The sequence below is a fragment of the Enterobacter kobei genome (assembly GCF_001729765.1).
Lineage (GTDB): Bacteria > Pseudomonadota > Gammaproteobacteria > Enterobacterales > Enterobacteriaceae > Enterobacter > Enterobacter kobei.
Window position 1 is genome coordinate 3,007,535 of record NZ_CP017181.1, and the last position, 17,914, is coordinate 3,025,448.

General features: G+C 55.1%; 19 protein-coding genes, 1 tRNA gene and 1 other annotated feature. Of the genes, 11 read left to right on the top strand and 9 right to left on the bottom strand.

Annotated elements, in window-relative coordinates; translation table 11 throughout:
- Window positions 1–70: 70 nt before the first annotated feature.
- On the bottom strand, window positions 71–1,525 hold the full coding sequence (gene emmdR / locus BFV64_RS14520; protein ID WP_137984561.1) for a multidrug efflux MATE transporter EmmdR: 1,455 nt from the start codon (window positions 1,523–1,525) through the stop codon (window positions 71–73).
- A 161-nt stretch (window positions 1,526–1,686) separates the two neighbouring features.
- Between emmdR and BFV64_RS14525 the strand changes: the two genes are divergently transcribed.
- Window positions 1,687–1,762 (top strand) — tRNA-Asn (locus BFV64_RS14525).
- A 143-nt stretch (window positions 1,763–1,905) separates the two neighbouring features.
- Here BFV64_RS14525 and BFV64_RS14530 read toward each other — a convergent pair.
- From BFV64_RS14530 to dacD, 4 genes are all read right to left on the bottom strand, one after another.
- Complete coding sequence (locus BFV64_RS14530) at window positions 1,906–2,241, bottom strand: DUF496 family protein (RefSeq protein ID WP_008499467.1); 336 nt, start codon at window positions 2,239–2,241, stop codon at window positions 1,906–1,908.
- Between the two features lie 158 nt (window positions 2,242–2,399).
- Window positions 2,400–3,458, bottom strand: a complete 1,059-nt coding sequence (locus BFV64_RS14535) for an FUSC family protein (protein ID WP_014884459.1) — start codon at window positions 3,456–3,458, stop codon at window positions 2,400–2,402.
- Window positions 3,459–3,550: 92 nt separating this feature from the next.
- Window positions 3,551–4,024 (bottom strand): DNA gyrase inhibitor SbmC, encoded by a 474-nt coding sequence (sbmC, locus tag BFV64_RS14540; RefSeq protein ID WP_014884460.1) that lies wholly within the window; start codon window positions 4,022–4,024, stop codon window positions 3,551–3,553.
- A 118-nt stretch (window positions 4,025–4,142) separates the two neighbouring features.
- Window positions 4,143–5,309, bottom strand: coding sequence for a serine-type D-Ala-D-Ala carboxypeptidase DacD (gene dacD, locus BFV64_RS14545; RefSeq protein WP_069602218.1), 1,167 nt, complete (start codon window positions 5,307–5,309; stop codon window positions 4,143–4,145).
- Window positions 5,310–5,507: 198 nt separating this feature from the next.
- On the opposite strand from dacD, the gene sbcB reads away from it, so the two are divergent.
- Window positions 5,508–6,944, top strand: a complete 1,437-nt coding sequence (gene sbcB, locus BFV64_RS14550) for an exodeoxyribonuclease I (RefSeq protein WP_369900359.1) — start codon at window positions 5,508–5,510, stop codon at window positions 6,942–6,944.
- Between the two features lie 129 nt (window positions 6,945–7,073).
- Here sbcB and BFV64_RS14555 read toward each other — a convergent pair whose 3' ends face one another.
- From BFV64_RS14555 to BFV64_RS14565, 4 genes are all read right to left on the bottom strand, one after another.
- Window positions 7,074–8,432 carry an APC family permease gene (locus tag BFV64_RS14555; protein WP_014884463.1) on the bottom strand — a complete coding sequence of 453 codons (1,359 nt, stop codon included), beginning with the start codon at window positions 8,430–8,432 and terminating at the stop codon, window positions 7,074–7,076.
- Window positions 8,422–8,484, bottom strand: a complete 63-nt coding sequence (yoeI, locus tag BFV64_RS25455) for a membrane protein YoeI (protein ID WP_099458931.1) — start codon at window positions 8,482–8,484, stop codon at window positions 8,422–8,424. Before yoeI ends, BFV64_RS14555 begins: the two co-directional genes overlap by 11 nt.
- A gap of 219 nt (window positions 8,485–8,703) precedes the next feature.
- Window positions 8,704–9,633, bottom strand: coding sequence for a LysR substrate-binding domain-containing protein (locus tag BFV64_RS14560; RefSeq protein ID WP_069602219.1), 930 nt, complete (start codon window positions 9,631–9,633; stop codon window positions 8,704–8,706).
- A 41-nt stretch (window positions 9,634–9,674) separates the two neighbouring features.
- The gene (locus BFV64_RS14565; protein ID WP_045134940.1) at window positions 9,675–10,499 is read right to left on the bottom strand and encodes an SDR family oxidoreductase; all 825 of its coding nucleotides are present in this window, start codon (window positions 10,497–10,499) and stop codon (window positions 9,675–9,677) included.
- A 175-nt stretch (window positions 10,500–10,674) separates the two neighbouring features.
- Here BFV64_RS14565 and hisL point away from each other — a divergent pair, with 175 nt between their 5' ends.
- The 9 genes from hisL (at window position 10,675) to hisIE (ending at window position 17,891) form a co-directional block, all read left to right on the top strand.
- Entirely contained in the window at window positions 10,675–10,725 is a 51-nt protein-coding gene (hisL, locus tag BFV64_RS25460) for a his operon leader peptide (protein ID WP_001364200.1), read from the top strand.
- Window positions 10,701–10,824 (top strand) — a sequence feature (His leader region). Its footprint overlaps the gene before it by 25 nt.
- 45 nt (window positions 10,825–10,869) lie before the next feature.
- Window positions 10,870–11,769 carry an ATP phosphoribosyltransferase gene (gene hisG / locus BFV64_RS14570; RefSeq protein ID WP_023330857.1) on the top strand — a complete coding sequence of 300 codons (900 nt, stop codon included), beginning with the start codon at window positions 10,870–10,872 and terminating at the stop codon, window positions 11,767–11,769.
- Between the two features lie 5 nt (window positions 11,770–11,774).
- Window positions 11,775–13,079 (top strand): histidinol dehydrogenase, encoded by a 1,305-nt coding sequence (gene hisD / locus BFV64_RS14575; protein ID WP_045134939.1) that lies wholly within the window; start codon window positions 11,775–11,777, stop codon window positions 13,077–13,079.
- Entirely contained in the window at window positions 13,076–14,137 is a 1,062-nt protein-coding gene (gene hisC / locus BFV64_RS14580) for a histidinol-phosphate transaminase (RefSeq protein WP_069602220.1), read from the top strand. Before hisD ends, hisC begins: the two co-directional genes overlap by 4 nt.
- Window positions 14,134–15,201 (top strand): bifunctional histidinol-phosphatase/imidazoleglycerol-phosphate dehydratase HisB, encoded by a 1,068-nt coding sequence (gene hisB / locus BFV64_RS14585; protein ID WP_023330860.1) that lies wholly within the window; start codon window positions 14,134–14,136, stop codon window positions 15,199–15,201. Before hisC ends, hisB begins: the two co-directional genes overlap by 4 nt.
- On the top strand, window positions 15,201–15,791 hold the full coding sequence (gene hisH / locus BFV64_RS14590) for an imidazole glycerol phosphate synthase subunit HisH (RefSeq protein ID WP_014884470.1): 591 nt from the start codon (window positions 15,201–15,203) through the stop codon (window positions 15,789–15,791). Before hisB ends, hisH begins: the two co-directional genes overlap by 1 nt.
- The gene (gene hisA, locus BFV64_RS14595; RefSeq protein ID WP_023330861.1) at window positions 15,791–16,528 is read left to right on the top strand and encodes a 1-(5-phosphoribosyl)-5-[(5-phosphoribosylamino)methylideneamino]imidazole-4-carboxamide isomerase; all 738 of its coding nucleotides are present in this window, start codon (window positions 15,791–15,793) and stop codon (window positions 16,526–16,528) included. Before hisH ends, hisA begins: the two co-directional genes overlap by 1 nt.
- Window positions 16,510–17,286 carry an imidazole glycerol phosphate synthase subunit HisF gene (hisF, locus tag BFV64_RS14600; RefSeq protein WP_023330862.1) on the top strand — a complete coding sequence of 259 codons (777 nt, stop codon included), beginning with the start codon at window positions 16,510–16,512 and terminating at the stop codon, window positions 17,284–17,286. The genes hisA and hisF overlap by 19 nt, the downstream gene beginning before the upstream one ends.
- Entirely contained in the window at window positions 17,280–17,891 is a 612-nt protein-coding gene (hisIE, locus tag BFV64_RS14605; RefSeq protein WP_014884472.1) for a bifunctional phosphoribosyl-AMP cyclohydrolase/phosphoribosyl-ATP diphosphatase HisIE, read from the top strand. The genes hisF and hisIE overlap by 7 nt, the downstream gene beginning before the upstream one ends.
- Window positions 17,892–17,914: the final 23 nt, after the last annotated feature.

A 17,914-nucleotide genomic window follows, 5' to 3' on the forward strand; every position in this document is an offset into this window, starting at 1 on the left:
CCCCGGGATGTCAAAGGCAGAATGCAGATTTCCGATCGTTTGCCGATTTATTCTCCATTTCGCACATTTGTCAGGCATTTTGTCGCGGATATTTCCATAGCCAGCGCCCGCTGACCATACGCCAGTAGAACAGCGCCCCGCGCACGGCCCAGTCAAGGAACATTCCCAGCCAGACACCCACCACGCCCCAGCCAAGTACCACACCTAACGTATAACCCGCCACAACCCGACATCCCCACATGCCGAGCATCGACACCCACATCGCAAAACGAGCATCACGCGCCCCTTTCAGACCCGCGGGTAGCACCCATGAGGCCGCCCAGATGGGCATAAACGCGGCATTGAGCCAGATAAGGATCTTAACAACCTCTTTCACATCCTGTTCATGGGTATAAAACGCGGCCATCAGCCCGGCAAAGGGGGCGGTTCCCCAGGCGATCGCCGTTAGGCCAATCGTTGACAGCCAGAACACGTGGCGCAGCTGACGTTCCGCCTGGCCTATCTGCCCTTTCCCGAGCCGTTTGCCCGTGATGATGGTCGAGGCAGAACCCAGCGCGTTACCCGGCAGGTTAATCAGCGAGGCGATGGAGAAGGCGATAAAGTTACCGGCGATAACGTCGGTCCCCATACCGGCGACAAACATCTGCGTCAGCAGCTTACCGCCGTTAAACAGCACTGATTCAATACTGGCGGGAATACCAATCCCCATCACTTCCCAGATAATGGCGAAGTTAAAGGGTCGGAAGTAGCTTTTCAGCGTAAGGCACAGCGAAGGCGTGATGCCCGTCATCAGCACCCCGATAATCGCCGCAGCACCAATGTAGCGAGAAATGGTTAGCCCCAGACCGGCACCGACGAACCCCAACCCATCCCATGAAAACACGCCGTAGATCAGCACGCTGCTGATGATGATATTCAGGATATTCATCCCGCCGTTGATCAGCAGCGGGATTTTGGTGTTACCCGCCCCGCGCAGCGCACCACTGCCAATCAGCGCGATAGCCGCGGCCGGATAGCTTATGACGGTCATTTCGAGGTAGGTTAGCGCCAGGTCCTTCACCTCGTTCGTGGCTTCCCCGGCGACAACGTCGATAATCTCTTTACCGAAATAGTGGATCACCGCCGCCAGAACGATCGAAAAAATGGTCATGATCATCAGCGACTGGCGAGCCGCCTCGCGGGCCCGTTTGGGGTCAAGCTTGCCGAGGCTGAAGGCCACCACGACCGTTGTCCCAAGGTCGATAGCCGCGAAGAAGGACATCACCACCATGTTGAAGCTGTCCGCCAGCCCAACCCCCGCCATCGCCTCTTTCCCCAGCCAGCTGACAAGGAAGGTGCTCAACACCCCCATGAGCAGTACGCAGGTATTCTCCAGAAAGATAGGCACCGCAAGGGGGGTGATTTCACGCCAGAAGAGGACAAGATAGCTTTTACGTTTTGCGTACCAGGGCGTGCGCATGATCGCCTGGCGCAGAGGAGCAGTGACGTTCAAAATGGACCTTAGCGAGAAAAGTTGAAACTCCATTTCAAATGATGGGGGAGAAATGCTCATCCTGCAAAGTATTTTCCTGAAAAAGATGTGTGGATTTACAACAAACTGACGACAGATTCAGCAGTCAGTCGATTTTCTCTAAGATCAGGTTTGACAAAAGTTTTTTCGCCGCTAAGATAAGCCTCCACAACGATTCCTCTGTAGTTCAGTCGGTAGAACGGCGGACTGTTAATCCGTATGTCACTGGTTCGAGTCCAGTCAGAGGAGCCAAATTTAAAAAGCCTGCTTTTAAAGCAGGCTTTTTGCTTTTCTGTGCCTGATAAAATTGTCAGGTGGCGGCTGCGCCTTACCCGACCTACTAAAATAAAAAAGGCTCTCTGTCACCAGAGAGCCTTTTTCACCATTCACTGCGATTACTCGCTTTTTGCTTCGCCGTTTTTGATTTCGCCCATCACTTTCAGCTTTTTAGAGATATCGCGACGCTCTTTGGACAGCTCAGCATTTTTGATGATGTAGTCATCCACGCGGTCTTCATAGTCGCTCTTCATGCTGGCGATGATGCCCTGAATAGCTTCAACGCTCATGCCTGGCTTGATGTAGTCGCTCAGGTTGTCGAGCAGCAGGACACGTTTCTGGTTGTCACGGATCTTCTTCTCAACGTCCTGGATTTCACGCTGCAGTTTGTTTTTGCGGCGGAACAGGCGGACGAATTCCAGAACATCCTGGAACGAAGGCTTGGTAGTTTCCATTTTTACACCCCTGATAATGTGAGATTCGGATTCGTTAAAGCAACCGTTGTATCAATAACCTTACTGACAGCGGCTGCGAATGACAATGACTATATCGTTTAACGCTATCATAACCCCAATTGCTGCTGAATCGAAGCAGCAGGCGTCACATCCGCGTTTTATTTGCGCAGCGCCCGGCAAATGAGGTGCGATAACAGTTCAAGCTGCCGAGCCAGTTCCAGGCTCAACCAGACATAGCCATGAATGGGCGTTTCCGCCACGTTATCACCCTGCCGCTCGCTAATAAGCGTTTTCAGCTCCGCCACAATGTCATTCAGACGCTCGCTGTTCGCCAGTATCGGCTGCGGGTTGCCTTCATAGAGCGCATGAGCGATGGTCAACAGGGTTTGCTGCGTCATCTGCTGTGTCTCTTTCAGCGTATGTGCGTTGAGCATCAGCAGATGGCTTGGGCGAGAAGCCCAGTGCGCGTTAATCTGCAGCTCAAGCATGCAGACCAGATTGCGGCTTACGGTCTGAATAGCCTCAAAAATCGCTTTCTGAATATGGGTCTCTTTGCTCGCGGGGGTAATCAGGCCGCGCATTTTGACCACGTCATTAAGGATGGTTTGCAGATGCTTTTCCAGCCGGGGGCGCTCAACCAGATTGGGGGAGAAACCGGCCTGGTAAACGCGGTTAAACGCGGTAACATAGCTGGCCATCTGGATACGCCAGTGCAAAAAAGCACGCTGCGGCCAGATGCCGGTAAACAGCATGGCAAGCAGCGAGCCCAGGATGACATCCCCGCTTCGCCAGAGCGCCGTAGTCATATCCCCGGCCGGTGCGCCGACCACCACTGCAAGGGTGATACCAATCAGCAGCGCCTGATAGGGGCGTTTGCCCAACGCCAGCCAACCGCAGAGGAACATGGCCGCACCGCACCATGCCAGCATGACCGGAAATGAGATAAGCTCCAGCTTCAGGGCAATAAGCCCCAGCGCAGAGCCAAGAACGGTACCGCCGATCCGCTCGAAGGCGCGAGGAACAACGTTCCCCCAAAATGAGATAGGCCCCATCACCACCACCAGCGTGATCAGCGGCCACGTCCCCTCCGGAACATCCAGCAGTCGGACCAGTATAAAGGTCAATACGAACGCCAGCGCAATGCGGCACCCATGCACCACGCGGTAATGTTTGTATAGACGAATTTCAAACGGCGTTAATGATTTGTCGGGACGCACACCCGCTCTCCAGCTACACGGCAAATCACAATTGTACTGTGTTTTCAGCCGGGCGGATCACACCTGGCTGAAAAACCCTTCATTTAGCAGGCTTAAGCCGTTTTGTGCTCTACCGCGATAAACATTTCGATATCCCAGTAACCGTCCGCGTTGCCATCATTGAGATAGCGTTCGAAGCAGGGTTTGAGCGCCATCTGATATTTATTGTCCTGCAACAGGGAATTGAAGAACTGATACCACGGTGTCGCAAAGTCGTAGTTTTCCACACGCGCCGTGGCCACGGCATAATCACCCGCCGCGATTTCCGTCATCATGACGCCTTCGCTGTTATCCGGGATAACAAAATCCTCCGGTACCGTAACGGCCGTATCACAGCGCAGTTTTTCCGCCGGGACCTCATCAGGATTATCGTAGTAGACCGCCACCCACTCCAGCGGCTCAATGTGACGTCCGTCCACCCACATGACCAGCTGTTCAAATCCCTGCTTAACCGTTTTTTCCCACGGCCCAACAAGATGAAAACCCGCAATCTTACGCTTCTGTTGCTGCTTGATGCTGTAGTCCATACTGCCTCCGCTTATTACTGTATATTTATACACTATAAAACAGGAACAATATTATCGGCAAACGAGGAGTGTTTATTATGTGAGCAGACTCGCAACCCTGCCAGTCTGCTCAGAAAGGTTAGATTTTTTGGTGCAGGTAATCACTGAGGCGAGAGAAAATCCCACCCTTATCAACACGTTCCAGGGTGACCAGCGGCCAGTGTGCCACCACTTTGTCGCGGTCATAGAGCTGGATCTCCCCAACCCGCTGATGTGCGGCAATCGGCGCTTCCAGCTCTTTTTTATCCAGAACGTATTTCGCCTTAATGTTCGCCACTTCCACTTTCGGTAAAGCCAGCCAGAAGTCCTGATCCGTACCCAGATTTACCTGTTCTTTATCACCGTACCAGATACGCTCTGTCCCTACTTTTTTACCGCTGTGCAGAATCTGCACCGTATCGAAATTCTGCTGACCCCAGTGCAGCAGTTTCCGGGCCTGGTCTTCGCGCCCTTTCGGGCTGTCCGCCCCCATCACCACCGCGATTAAACGGCGCTGACCGTCAACGGCGGAAGCAATCAGGTTAAAGCCCGCGCCAGAAGTGTGCCCCGTTTTGAGGCCATCCACGTTCATGGTTTTATCCCACAGCAGGCTGTTACGGTTTTGCTGGGTGATCCCGTTCCAGGTGAGACTCTTTTCGCTGTACATATGGTAAAACTCAGGCTCACCGTGAATGATAGCCCGGGAGAGAACGGCCAGGTCATAGGCCGAGCTGTGTTGACCCGGCGCATCAAGCCCATGGACGGTTTCAAAGTGCGTATCGCGCAGGTTCAGCTTCTGCACATAGTCGTTCATCATCTTCACAAACTGCGGCTGCCCACCCGCTACGTGATCGGCCAGCGCCACGCAGGCGTCGTTGCCGGAATCCACAATCAGCCCGCGGCTTAAGTCCCGCACGGAAACGCGATCGCCCTCTTTCAGGAACATCAGGGATGATCCGTCAAAAACCGGGTTCCCTTTGGCCCATGCGTCACGGCCTACGGTGACAATGTCATCCGGCGTAATGCGATGGCTATCAATGGCCCGATCAACCACATAACCCGTCATCAGCTTAGTAAGGCTCGCCGGATTACGTTGTTGATGTTCGTTGCCCGCCGTTAAGATCTGACCAGTCGTGTAATCCATCAGCACCCACGAGCCCGCCTGAATGGCCGGAGGCTGCGGGGAAAAATCCAGCGGTTCGGCCGCAAAAGCAGATGAGATACTCGAAGCGAGTAAAGAAACAGCAATAAACAGACGGCGTTTCAACGGTATATCCTCAGGTCATTAAAAATCGATGACCTTTTTACGGGAGTTCTGATGTCGTTACCTGGCTTAATTGCAAAAAAATGTGACAGAACGCAGGTTTCACGCTGAATCTGTCTCGCAAATTTGCACCACGGCGGCGCTTTTTATTCGGTCTGACCCGCACGATCGTTTACCATAGTGGCGTCATTTTTTAACAGGATGGTATTACTGGTGTCTGACTCTGCCGCACGCCCCACTTTTTTATTCCACGACTATGAAACCTTTGGCACGCACCCGGCGCTGGACCGACCGGCGCAGTTTGCCGCCATCCGTACCGACGACGAATTCAACATCATTGGCGAGCCTGAGGTCTTTTACTGCAAACCTGCTGATGATTACCTGCCGCAGCCAGGCGCGGTCATGGTCACCGGGATCACCCCTCAGGAAGCACGGGAGAAAGGGGTGAACGAGGCGGAATTCGCACGCCGCATCCACGATCTGTTTACCGTCCCCAATACCTGCGTGGTAGGTTACAACAACATCCGTTTCGATGACGAAGTGACCCGCAACGTTTTCTATCGCAACTTCTACGATCCGTACGCCTGGAGCTGGCAGAACCGCAACTCGCGCTGGGATCTGCTGGATATCATGCGCGCCTGTTATGCCCTGCGTCCTGAAGGCATCAACTGGCCGGAAAATGAGGAAGGTCTGACGAGCTTCCGCCTGGAACACCTGACGCGCGCTAATGGCATTGAGCACAGCAATGCCCACGACGCAATGGCGGACGTCTATGCCACTATTGCCATGGCGAAGCTGGTGAAAGCCGCGCAGCCCCGGCTGTTTGAGTATTTGCTGAGCCATCGCAGCAAGCAGAAGCTCATGACCCTTATCGATGTGCCGCAGATGAAACCCCTGGTGCATATCTCCGGTATGTTCGGTGCCTGGCGCGGCAATACAAGCTGGGTGGCACCGCTGGCGTGGCATCCGGACAACCGTAACGCCGTTATCATGGTGGATTTAGCGGGCGATATTTCGCCGCTACTGGAACTTGACAGCGATACCCTGCGCGAACGGCTCTACACCCCGAAAAATGAGCTTGGTGACCTGCCCGCGGTGCCGGTCAAACTGGTGCATATCAATAAATGTCCGGTACTGGCGCAGGCGAATACGCTGCGCCCGGAGGATGCTGACAGGCTGGGCATTAACCGTCAGCACTGCCTGGATAACCTGAAAGTGCTGCGCGAAAATCCGCAGGTACGCGAGAAAGTGGTCGCGATCTTCGCCGAAGCGGAGCCGTTTGTGCCGTCGGAAAACGTCGATGCACAGCTCTACAACGGCTTCTTCAGCGATGCCGACCGTGCAGCGATGAATATTGTCCTGCAAACCGAGCCGCGGAACCTGCCGGCGCTGGACATCACTTTCGCCGATAAACGCATCGAAAAGCTGATGTTTAATTACCGCGCACGTAACTACCCCGGCACGCTGGATGAAACAGAGCAGGAGCGCTGGCTGCAGCATCGTCGTAACGTGTTTACGCCAGAGTATCTGCACAATTACGCCCAGGAGCTGGAGATGCTTTACGGTCAGTACGAAGGGAATGCAGAGAAACAGGCGCTGCTGAAAGCGCTGTTCCAGTACGCGCAAGAGATAGTCTGAAAATCAGACATAAAAAAAGCGGAGACGATGGTCTCCGCTTTTTTTTTGCCCGGTGGCGCTTCGCTTACGCGGGCCTACAGGAGTGTTGTTTTGTAGGCCGGGTAAGCGCTAGCGCCACCCGGCGAGTCATCACGCAACGTCTTCGTACTGAGGAACCGGGTTACGGAAGCTCTTCGTTACGCAGGCCAGGTAAACCAGGCCGATACCGCCCCAGATCAGCCCCAGAATCATAGAGCTCTCTTCAAGGTTGATCCACAGCGCACCCACCGTCAGCGCACCACACACTGGTAGCACCAGATAGTTGAAGTGGTCTTTCAGCGTTTTGTTGCGCTTCTCACGGATCCAGAACTGCGAAATCACGGAGAGGTTAACGAAGGTGAACGCCACCAGCGCACCGAAGTTAATCAGCGCAGTTGCAGTTACCAGGTCGAATTTAATCGCCATCAGCGCAATCGCGCCAACCAACAGCACGTTCCACGCCGGAGTACGCCATTTTGGATGCACATAACCGAAGAAGCGAGTCGGGAACACGCCGTCACGGCCCATAACATACATCAGACGAGAAACGCCTGCGTGTGCCGCCATACCGGATGCCAGTACGGTCACGCTGGAAAAAATCAGCACGCCCCACTGGAACGTTTTACCCGCAACATAAAGCATGATTTCAGGCTGCGACGCATCCGGATCTTTAAAGCGAGAGATATCCGGGAAGTACAGCTGCAGGAAGTAGGAGGCACCGATGAAGATCAGGCCGCCAATCAGCGCCGTCAGGAAAATCGCTTTCGGGATCACGCGCTCAGCATCTTTGGTCTCTTCTGACAGAGAAGAGATACCGTCAAAGCCCAGGAACGAGAAGCACAGAATCGTCGCACCGGTAATCATCGGCACAACATGTGCGCCTTCAGACCAGAATGGACGCGTGCTGGTCAGCGTGCCCGCACCTTCACCGTGAGAAACACCGTAGATGATCAGGCCGACGATAACTGCCACGATGCCCATCTGCAGAATAACAATCAGGGTGTTGAAGTTTGCCACGGTCTTGATGCTGCGCAGGTTAGAAATGGTCATAAAGGCCACCAGCGCGACAACAAAGATCCACGACGGCACGGAAGGCACCAGCGCTTCAAAGTAAATTTTTGCCAGCAGAATGTTGATCATCGGCATGAACAGGTAGTCCAGCAGAGATGACCAGCCCACCATAAAGCCAACTGCCGGGCTAATGGATTTTTGAGCATAGGTGTACGCAGAGCCTGCTGACGGGAAACGGCGGACCAGTTTTCCGTAGCTCAGCGCGGTAAAGAGGATCGCGACAAGTGCGAAGGCGTACGCCGTCGCAACGTGACCGTTGGTGAGGCCCGATACGATACCGAATGTATCGAACAGCGTCATCGGTTGCATATAGGCAAGGCCCATCATAACAACCGGAATCAACGTAAGCGTTTTACGTAATTCCACGCGAGAGGTGTTTGGAGTTGCGTTATGCGACATAGTTATTCTCCTTTACGGTGATAACCGCCACGTAAGCGAAAAATTGCCCCATTTCTTTCTTCCTCAGCGACAACAACTGTCGGATTTTAGTAAATATCTATCCGGTACGAAGCCCGGCCTCTTGGTTTTTAGTTTCGTTTCGTACATGCAAAAAAAAATAACCGACGCCTTTTATATCGTCGATTATTCATTTGGTTGCAGCGGCGGCATTTTGCCCCACATCGGATACAAAAGGCAATACTTTGCAACGCACCGGGCCGTTTTCTTTCTGCTAACTGGCTGATTTCTGGACGCCGGGCTGAGAGTAAATTGCCGCGATAGCACTATTTGCTAAAATTTCATCCCGCCACCAGGCGCTCGCAAGCCCGGCGGTTTGTTCATTCCAGCCCATCCATACCGATTCGTTACTGCTTTGAGCAAGTACCTGTTTTTCAACAAGCGCACCGCTATCAATAAACCGCTGCGCCAGATAGCGCGGTAAGTAGCCGCAGCCGAGTCCACTAATTTGCAGTTCCAGCTTAGTTTTAAAGTCAAAAACCGTGATGGCTTCCTGCTCATCAAGCAGTTGCGAGGAAACCGAACATTCCGGGCGAGCGTTATCCCCCACCACGATGGCGCGATAGCCTTTAATCACGCGGCGGTTAAGGGGCTCTGGCTCCTGAGCCAGCGGATGATGAGGCGCCACGGCGAACACCTGCTCCAGCAGGCCAAGTCGGGCAAAGCCAAATTCACTCAGCTGGGGGGGCTCATGCAATGCCCCGACAAAAATATCTGCCCTGCCCTGCGTTAAGGCATCCCAGGAGCCGCCAAGCACACCGTTGATGAAGATAAGCCGGGTGACGCTGTGATGTTGATAAAACGCTTCGATCAGCGGGGTCAAAAGAGAGAACGGGAAGGTATCATCCACGCCAATGACCAGCTCGTTCTCCCATCCCTGGTGGAGCTTGACGGCCTGTTTTTCCAGTTCACGAACGGTGTGCAGGACTTCGCGGCCTTTTTCCAGCAGCATCTGTCCGGTACGGGTAAAACGCGCGCGATGTCCGGTGCGATCGAGGATTTGGATATTAAGATCGCTTTCCAGTTTTTGAACGGTGTAACTCAATGCCGAAGGGGTTTTATAGAGCTTTGCTGAAGCAGCCGCAAAGCTCCCCTCTTTTTCCAGTGCATCCAGAATAATAAGAACATCCAGCAGCGGTTTCATGCTCGCCCCCTTCCGGTGTGCGATCGTTTCCGCTGCGGGACTTATTCCATGGGCATCACCAGCGGATCGGGATATTGATACTCAAACCCCAGCTCATGACAAATGCGATTGCCATCAACAATTTTGCCTTTGCTTTCGTCCTTTGCCTCAGCAAAAACCGGCGGAGCCAGGCCAAGCTGACGCGCCATCAGCGGGTAAAACGTGCTGCGCGAAGGATGAGAAGGTGCACATATATTATAGATGTGTCCACCTTTTGGAGCTTTTAAGAGTAGCTCAATCGCGGCAATAACATCCTCAAGATGAACAAGATTGACGACATGTTGCCCGTCCGGCGCCGATTTCCCGGCAAAAAAGCGTCCCGGATGCCGCCCGGGGCCGACCAGCCCCGCCAGACGGACGATATCCACCTGCGTGCCGGGCAAATTATGCAGCCAGTCTTCCAGCTCTTTAAGGACCTTGCCACTCGCGGTCACCGGACGGCGCTCAGTTCCTTCTTTCATTACGCCCGGAGCATCGCCATAGACCGACGTCGAACTGGTAAAAATGATACGCGGAACATGGTGCGCAAGGGCACTGTCGACAATCTCCTGCATCGCCTGCAGATAGAATGATTCACCCGGGCCGCTGCGCCGCGCGGGTAGCGTAATCACCAGCGCATCGACGTTCATCAGCGTGTCCAGATCGTCCGCATCACACACCAGCTCCGGTTCCAGACGCAGTTCAACGCCATCAATACCGCACATGCGTGCCGCTTCGACCCCATCCCTCGTCGTTTTGCTCCCGGTCACCTGCCAGCCTTTCGCGGCTAATGACATCGCCAGCGGCATTCCCAGCCAGCCCAAACCGACAATCGCGACCTTTTTCATGCGAATTCTCCTGACTCTCACTCGTCTTTCATAAGGCTACGCCAGCCTGGCAGAACACACAATTCATAGCATCAATATGAAATGAATTAATGATCAAAAAAAGCCCTTGCAATCTGTCACACAACTGGTTTAGGTTAAAAGACATCAAATGAATAAGCATTCATCGAGAATTTATATGACACGCGTTCAATTTAAACACCACCATCATCACCATCATCCTGACTAGTCTTTCAGGCGATGTGTGCTGGAAGACGTTTGGATCTTCCAGTGGTGCATGAACGCATGATAAAGCCCCCGGAAGATCTTCTTCCGGGGGCTTTTTTTTGGACCAAATTCAGACAGGTTAAAACAGGTTAACGAGGAATAAAGAATGTTAGATAACTCACGCTTACGCATAGCTATTCAAAAATCAGGTCGTTTGAGTGATGATTCACGCGAACTGCTGGCCCGCTGCGGGATTAAAATCAACCTGCACACCCAGCGCCTGATTGCTCTGGCTGAAAACATGCCGATCGACATTCTGCGCGTGCGTGATGACGATATTCCAGGCCTGGTCATGGATGGCGTCGTTGATCTCGGCATTATTGGTGAAAACGTGCTGGAAGAAGAATTGCTGACCCGCCGTGCACAGGGCGAAGACCCGCGTTACTTCACCCTGCGTCGTCTGGACTTTGGCGGCTGCCGCCTGTCGCTGGCAACGCCGGTTGATGAACCCTGGGACGGTCCGGCCGCGCTGAATGGCAAACGTATCGCCACCTCCTACCCTCACCTGTTAAAGCGTTATCTGGATCAGAAAGGCGTGCAGTTTAAATCCTGCCTGCTGAACGGCTCGGTTGAAGTGGCACCGCGTGCGGGTCTGGCGGACGCTATCTGTGACCTCGTCTCTACCGGCGCGACGCTGGAAGCGAACGGCCTGCGCGAGGTCGAAGTGATTTACCGCTCCAAAGCGTGTCTGATCCAGCGTGATGGCGATATGGCCGATGCCAAGCAGCAGCTCATCGACAAACTGCTGACCCGTATTCAGGGCGTGATTCAGGCACGTGAATCAAAATACATCATGATGCATGCGCCGACCGAGCGTCTGGATGAAGTGATTGCCCTGCTGCCGGGCGCAGAACGTCCAACCATTCTGCCGCTGGCGGGCGATCAGCAGCGCGTGGCAATGCACATGGTCAGTAGCGAAACCCTCTTCTGGGAAACCATGGAAAAACTGAAGGCACTGGGCGCAAGCTCCATTCTGGTGCTGCCAATTGAGAAGATGATGGAGTAACGGCCATGCGTTTTAACACAATCATCGACTGGAATACCTGTAGCGACGCACAGCAGCGCGAGCTGCTGATGCGCCCGGCGATTTCCGCCTCCGAAAGCATCTCCCGCACCGTGGCGGAGATCCTTGATAGCGTCAAAACGCGTGGCGATGACGCGCTGCGTGAATACAGTGCAAAGTTTGATAAAACCGAAGTGGGCGCGCTACAGGTCACCGGGCAGGAAATCGCAGAGGCGGAAAGCCGCCTCGGTGACGACATCAAACAGGCGATGGCCGTCGCGGTGAAAAACATTGAGACCTTCCACGTCGCGCAGAAACTGCCGACCGTGGATGTAGAAACCCTGCCCGGCGTGCGTTGCCAGCAGGTGACGCGCCCGGTAGCGTCAGTCGGGCTTTATATCCCTGGCGGTTCAGCGCCGCTGTTTTCAACCGTATTAATGCTCGCAACCCCGGCGCGTATCGCCGGATGCCAGAAAGTGGTGCTGTGCTCTCCGCCACCGATTGCCGATGAGATCCTTTATGCGGCAAAGCTGTGCGGCGTACAGGCAGTCTATAAAGTGGGCGGTGCTCAGGCCATTTCGGCCCTGGCGTTCGGGACTGAGTCCATTCCGAAGGTCGACAAAATCTTTGGACCGGGCAACGCGTATGTAACCGAAGCCAAGCGCCAGGTCAGCCAGCGTCTGGACGGTGCGGCAATTGATATGCCAGCCGGCCCTTCTGAGGTACTGGTGATTGCCGACAGCGGCGCAACGCCGGATTTCGTGGCGTCCGACCTGCTTTCACAGGCTGAACACGGCCCGGACTCCCAGGTCATTTTGCTGACACCGGACGCCGATATGGCTAAACGTGTGGGTGAGGCCGTTGAGCGTCAGCTTGCCGACCTGCCCCGTGCCGACACGGCACGCCAGGCGTTATCCGCCAGCCGCCTGATTGTGGCGCGTGACCTGGAGCAGTGCATTGCTATTTCCAACCAGTACGGCCCGGAGCATCTGATTATTCAGACCCGCAACGCCCGCGATCTGGTCGACAGCATTACCAGCGCTGGCTCGGTGTTCCTCGGCGACTGGTCACCGGAATCCGCGGGCGACTACGCTTCTGGTACCAACCACGTTCTGCCGACGTATGGCTATACCTCAACCTGTTCCAGCCTGGGCCTGGCAGATTTCCAGAAACGGATGACCGTGCAGGAACTTTCCCGAGAAGGGTTTGCCTCGCTGGCTTCAACTATTGAGACGCTGGCCGCCGCCGAACGTCTGACTGCCCACAAAAATGCCGTTACGCTGCGCGTTGCAGCGCTGAAGGAGCAAGCATGAACATTGAAGAATTAGCCCGCGAAAATGTCCGTCGCCTGACGCCTTATCAGTCCGCGCGCCGCCTGGGTGGCAAAGGCGATGTCTGGCTTAACGCCAACGAATTCCCGACGGCGGTGCAGTTTGAGCTGTCGCAGCAAACGTTGAACCGTTATCCGGAGTGTCAGCCGAAAGCGGTAATCGAAAACTACGCCCAGTACGCAGGCGTGAAACCGGAGCAGGTGCTGGTCAGCCGTGGGGCAGACGAAGGCATTGAACTGCTGATCCGCGCGTTCTGCGAGCCGGGAAAAGACGCAGTAATGTACTGCCAGCCGACCTACGGCATGTACAGCGTCAGCGCCGAAACTTTCGGCGTGGCGTGCCGCAACGTGCAGGCGCTGGAGAACTGGCAACTGGATCTGCAGGGTATTGCCGACAATCTTGACGGCGTAAAAGTCGTGTTTGTCTGCAGCCCGAACAATCCAACCGGGCAGATTATCACGCCACAGGACATCCGTACCCTGCTGGAAATGACGCGCGGTAAAGCGCTGGTGGTGGCGGACGAAGCCTATATTGAGTTCTGCCCACAGGCGACGCTGACAGGCTGGCTTGAGGAGTATCCGCATCTTGTTGTGTTGCGCACACTGTCGAAGGCTTTCGCCCTCGCGGGCTTGCGCTGCGGATTCACCCTGGCGAATAAAGCGGTCATCGACCTGCTTTTGAAAGTCATCGCCCCGTATCCACTCTCTACGCCGGTTGCGGATATTGCGGCCCAGGCGTTGACGCCTCAGGGCATTAATGCGATGCGCGAACGCGTGGCGCAGATCCTGGAAGAACGCCAGTACCTGGTCACCGCCCTGAAGGATATTGCGTGCGTGGAGCAGGTGTTTGACTCGGAAACCAATTACATCCTGGTGCGTTTTACCGCCTCGAGTGCCGTATTTAAATCTTTGTGGGATCAGGGCATTATCTTACGAGACCAGAAAAAACAACCTTCCCTGAGCGGCTGCCTGCGCATTACCGTAGGCACCCGTGCAGAGAGCCAGCGCGTGATTGACGCCCTGAAAGCGGAGAAAGTATGACCCAGAAGATCCTTTTCATCGATCGTGACGGCACCCTTATTTCGGAGCCACCAGCCGATTTTCAGGTCGATCGTTTCGACAAACTGGCTTTTGAACCGGACGTGATACCGGTGCTGCTTACGCTGCAAAAAGCCGGTTATAAGCTGGTGATGATCACCAACCAGGACGGTCTGGGTACCGACAGCTTCCCGCAGGCAGACTTTGACGGCCCCCATAATTTAATGATGCAGGTGTTGACCTCTCAGGGCGTAGTGTTCGATGAGGTACTGATTTGCCCGCACATGCCAGCCGATGAGTGCGACTGCCGTAAGCCAAAAGTGAAGCTGGTTGAGCGCTATCTGGCTGAGGATATGCTGGATAAAACCAACAGCTATGTCATCGGGGATCGCATCACTGATATTACGCTGGCGGAAAATATGGGCATTGCGGGGCTTCGCTACGACCGCAACAATCTTGGCTGGGCAAAGATTGGCGAACAGCTGACAAAACGTGACCGCTACTCGCACGTTGAACGCAACACCAAAGAGACACAGATTGATGTGAAGGTCTGGCTGGACCGTGAAGGCGGCAGCAAGATCCACACCGGTGTCGGTTTCTTTGACCATATGCTGGACCAGATTGCCACGCACGGCGGTTTCCGCATGGAAATCTCGGTGAAGGGTGACCTTTACATTGACGATCACCACACCGTAGAAGATACCGGTCTGGCGCTGGGTGAAGCCCTGAAGCTGGCGCTCGGCGACAAACGCGGCATCAACCGTTTTGGTTTTGTTCTGCCGATGGACGAATGTCTGGCGCGCTGCGCGATGGACATCTCCGGTCGTCCGCACCTGGAATACAAAGCCGACTTCACCTATCAGCGCGTGGGCGATCTCAGCACCGAAATGGTGGAGCATTTCTTCCGTTCCTTGTCCTACACCATGGGCCTGACGTTGCATCTGAAAACGAAAGGCAAAAACGATCACCACCGCGTGGAAAGTCTGTTTAAAGCCTTTGGCCGTACGCTGCGTCAGGCGATCCGCGTGGAAGGTGACGCCCTTCCCTCGTCGAAAGGAGTGCTGTGATGAACGTGGTGATTCTGGATACCGGATGCGCCAACCTGAACTCCGTCAAATCGGCCATTGCGCGCCACGGCTACGAGCCGGTGGTGAGCCGTGATCCGGACGTGGTATTGCGCGCCGACAAGCTTTTCCTGCCCGGCGTAGGCACCGCCCAGGCGGCGATGGATCAGATCCACGAGCGCGAGCTGGTCGATTTGATCAAAGCCTGTACCCAACCGGTACTGGGGATTTGCTTAGGCATGCAGCTTCTGGGTCGCCGCAGCGAAGAGAGCAACGGCGTTGACCTGCTGGGTATTATTGACGAAGACGTACCGAAAATGACCGACCACGGCCTGCCGCTACCGCATATGGGGTGGAACCGCGTTTACGCGAAAGCAGGTGACCGTCTGTTTCGCGGCATCGAAGACGGTGCGTATTTTTACTTCGTGCACAGCTACGCCATGCCGGTGAACGCCCATACCATCGCCCAGTGCAACTACGGCGAGGCATTTACTGCCGCGGTGCAGAAAGACAATTTCTTCGGCGTGCAGTTTCACCCGGAACGTTCGGGCGCCGCGGGCGCGCAGTTGCTGAAAAACTTCCTGGAGATGTGATGATCATTCCCGCTTTAGATTTAATTGACGGCACGGTTGTCCGTCTGCATCAGGGCGATTACGGCCAGCAGCGTGACTACGGGAACGACCCGCTGCCGCGTCTGCAGGATTATGCGGCTCAGGGCGCGCAGGTATTGCATCTGGTGGATTTGACGGGCGCGAAAGATCCGGCGAAACGCCAGATCCCGCTGCTGAAAAACCTGGTTGCTGGCGTTAATGTGCCCGTACAGGTCGGCGGCGGCGTGCGTACGGAAGAGGACGTTGCGGCACTGCTGGATGCAGGCGTGGCGCGCGTGGTGGTAGGCTCAACCGCGGTCAACGATCCTGAGACCGTGAAAGGCTGGTTCCGCCGCTTCGGCGCCGATGCGCTGGTGCTGGCGCTGGACGTTCGCATTGACGAACAAGGTAATAAGCAGGTGGCGATCAGCGGCTGGCAGGAAAACTCCGGGGTAACGCTGGAAGAACTGGTCGAGATGTATCTGCCCGTTGGCCTGAAGCACGTGCTGTGCACCGATATCTCTCGCGACGGTACGCTGGCAGGCTCTAATGTCTCGCTGTATGAAGAGGTTTGTGCACGTTATCCGCAGGTGGCGTTCCAGTCTTCAGGCGGCATCGGCGATATAGACGACGTGGCTGCGCTGCGCGGTACCGGTGTAAAGGGTGTGATTGTAGGCCGTGCCCTGCTGGAAGGTAAATTTACTGTAACGGAGGCGATTCAATGCTGGCAAAACGGATAATCCCTTGTCTTGACGTACGCGACGGTCAGGTTGTGAAAGGCGTGCAGTTCCGCAACCACGAGATTATTGGCGACATCGTTCCGCTGGCAAAACGTTATGCCGATGAAGGCGCAGACGAACTAGTCTTTTACGATATCACCGCCTCAAGCGATGGTCGCGTGGTCGACAAAAGCTGGGTCGCGCGCGTGGCGGAAGTGATTGATATTCCGTTCTGTGTCGCGGGCGGGATTAAGTCCGCTGACGACGCGGCCAAAATTCTCTCTTTTGGTGCCGACAAGATTTCCATCAACTCCCCTGCCCTGGCCGACCCGGAGTTGATTACTCGTCTGGCCGATCGCTTTGGCGTGCAGTGCATTGTGGTTGGGATCGACACCTGGTATGACGCTGCAACCGGTAAATATCACGTCAACCAGTATACCGGTGATGAGAGCCGGACGCGTGTCACCCAATGGGAAACGCTGGACTGGGTGCAGGAAGTGCAGAAGCGCGGCGCGGGTGAGATTGTGCTGAACATGATGAACCAGGACGGCGTGCGTAACGGGTATGACCTCGAGCAGCTGAAAAAAGTCCGCGCGGTCTGCCACGTGCCGCTGATTGCCTCCGGCGGTGCGGGCACCATGGAGCACTTCCTGGAAGCTTTCCGTGATGCGAACGTAGACGGTGCGCTGGCGGCGTCCGTGTTCCACAAACAGATTATTAATATTGGTGAGTTAAAGACGTACCTGGCCGACCAGGGCGTGGAGATCAGGGTATGTTAACAGAGCAACAACAGGCGCAGCTGGACTGGGAAAAAACTGACGGATTACTGCCGGTGGTTGTACAGCATGCCGTCTCAGGCGAAGTGCTGATGCTGGGGTATATGAACCAGGACGCGCTGGCGAAAACGATCGACAGCGGTAAGGTGACGTTTTTCTCACGCACGAAACAGCGTCTGTGGACCAAAGGTGAAACCTCTGGTCATTTCCTGAATGTGGTCAGCATGGCGCCAGACTGCGATAACGACACCCTGCTGGTGCTGGCCAATCCGATCGGGCCGACCTGCCACAAGGGCACCAGCAGCTGCTTCGGTGAGGCGAGCCACCAGTGGCTGTTCCTGTATCAACTGGAACAGCTGTTGGCAGAGCGTAAAACGGCGGATCCTGAAAGCTCTTACACTGCGAAGTTGTACGCCAGCGGAACTAAGCGTATTGCGCAAAAGGTAGGGGAAGAAGGCGTTGAGACTGCGCTGGCTGCGACGGTGCATGACCGCGAGGAGCTGACCAATGAGGCATCGGATTTGATGTATCACCTGCTGGTACTGCTGCAGGATCAGGAGCTGGATTTGACGGCGGTGATCGAGAATCTTCGTAAGCGCCACAAATAAAAAAACCGGGGAATTTCCCCGGT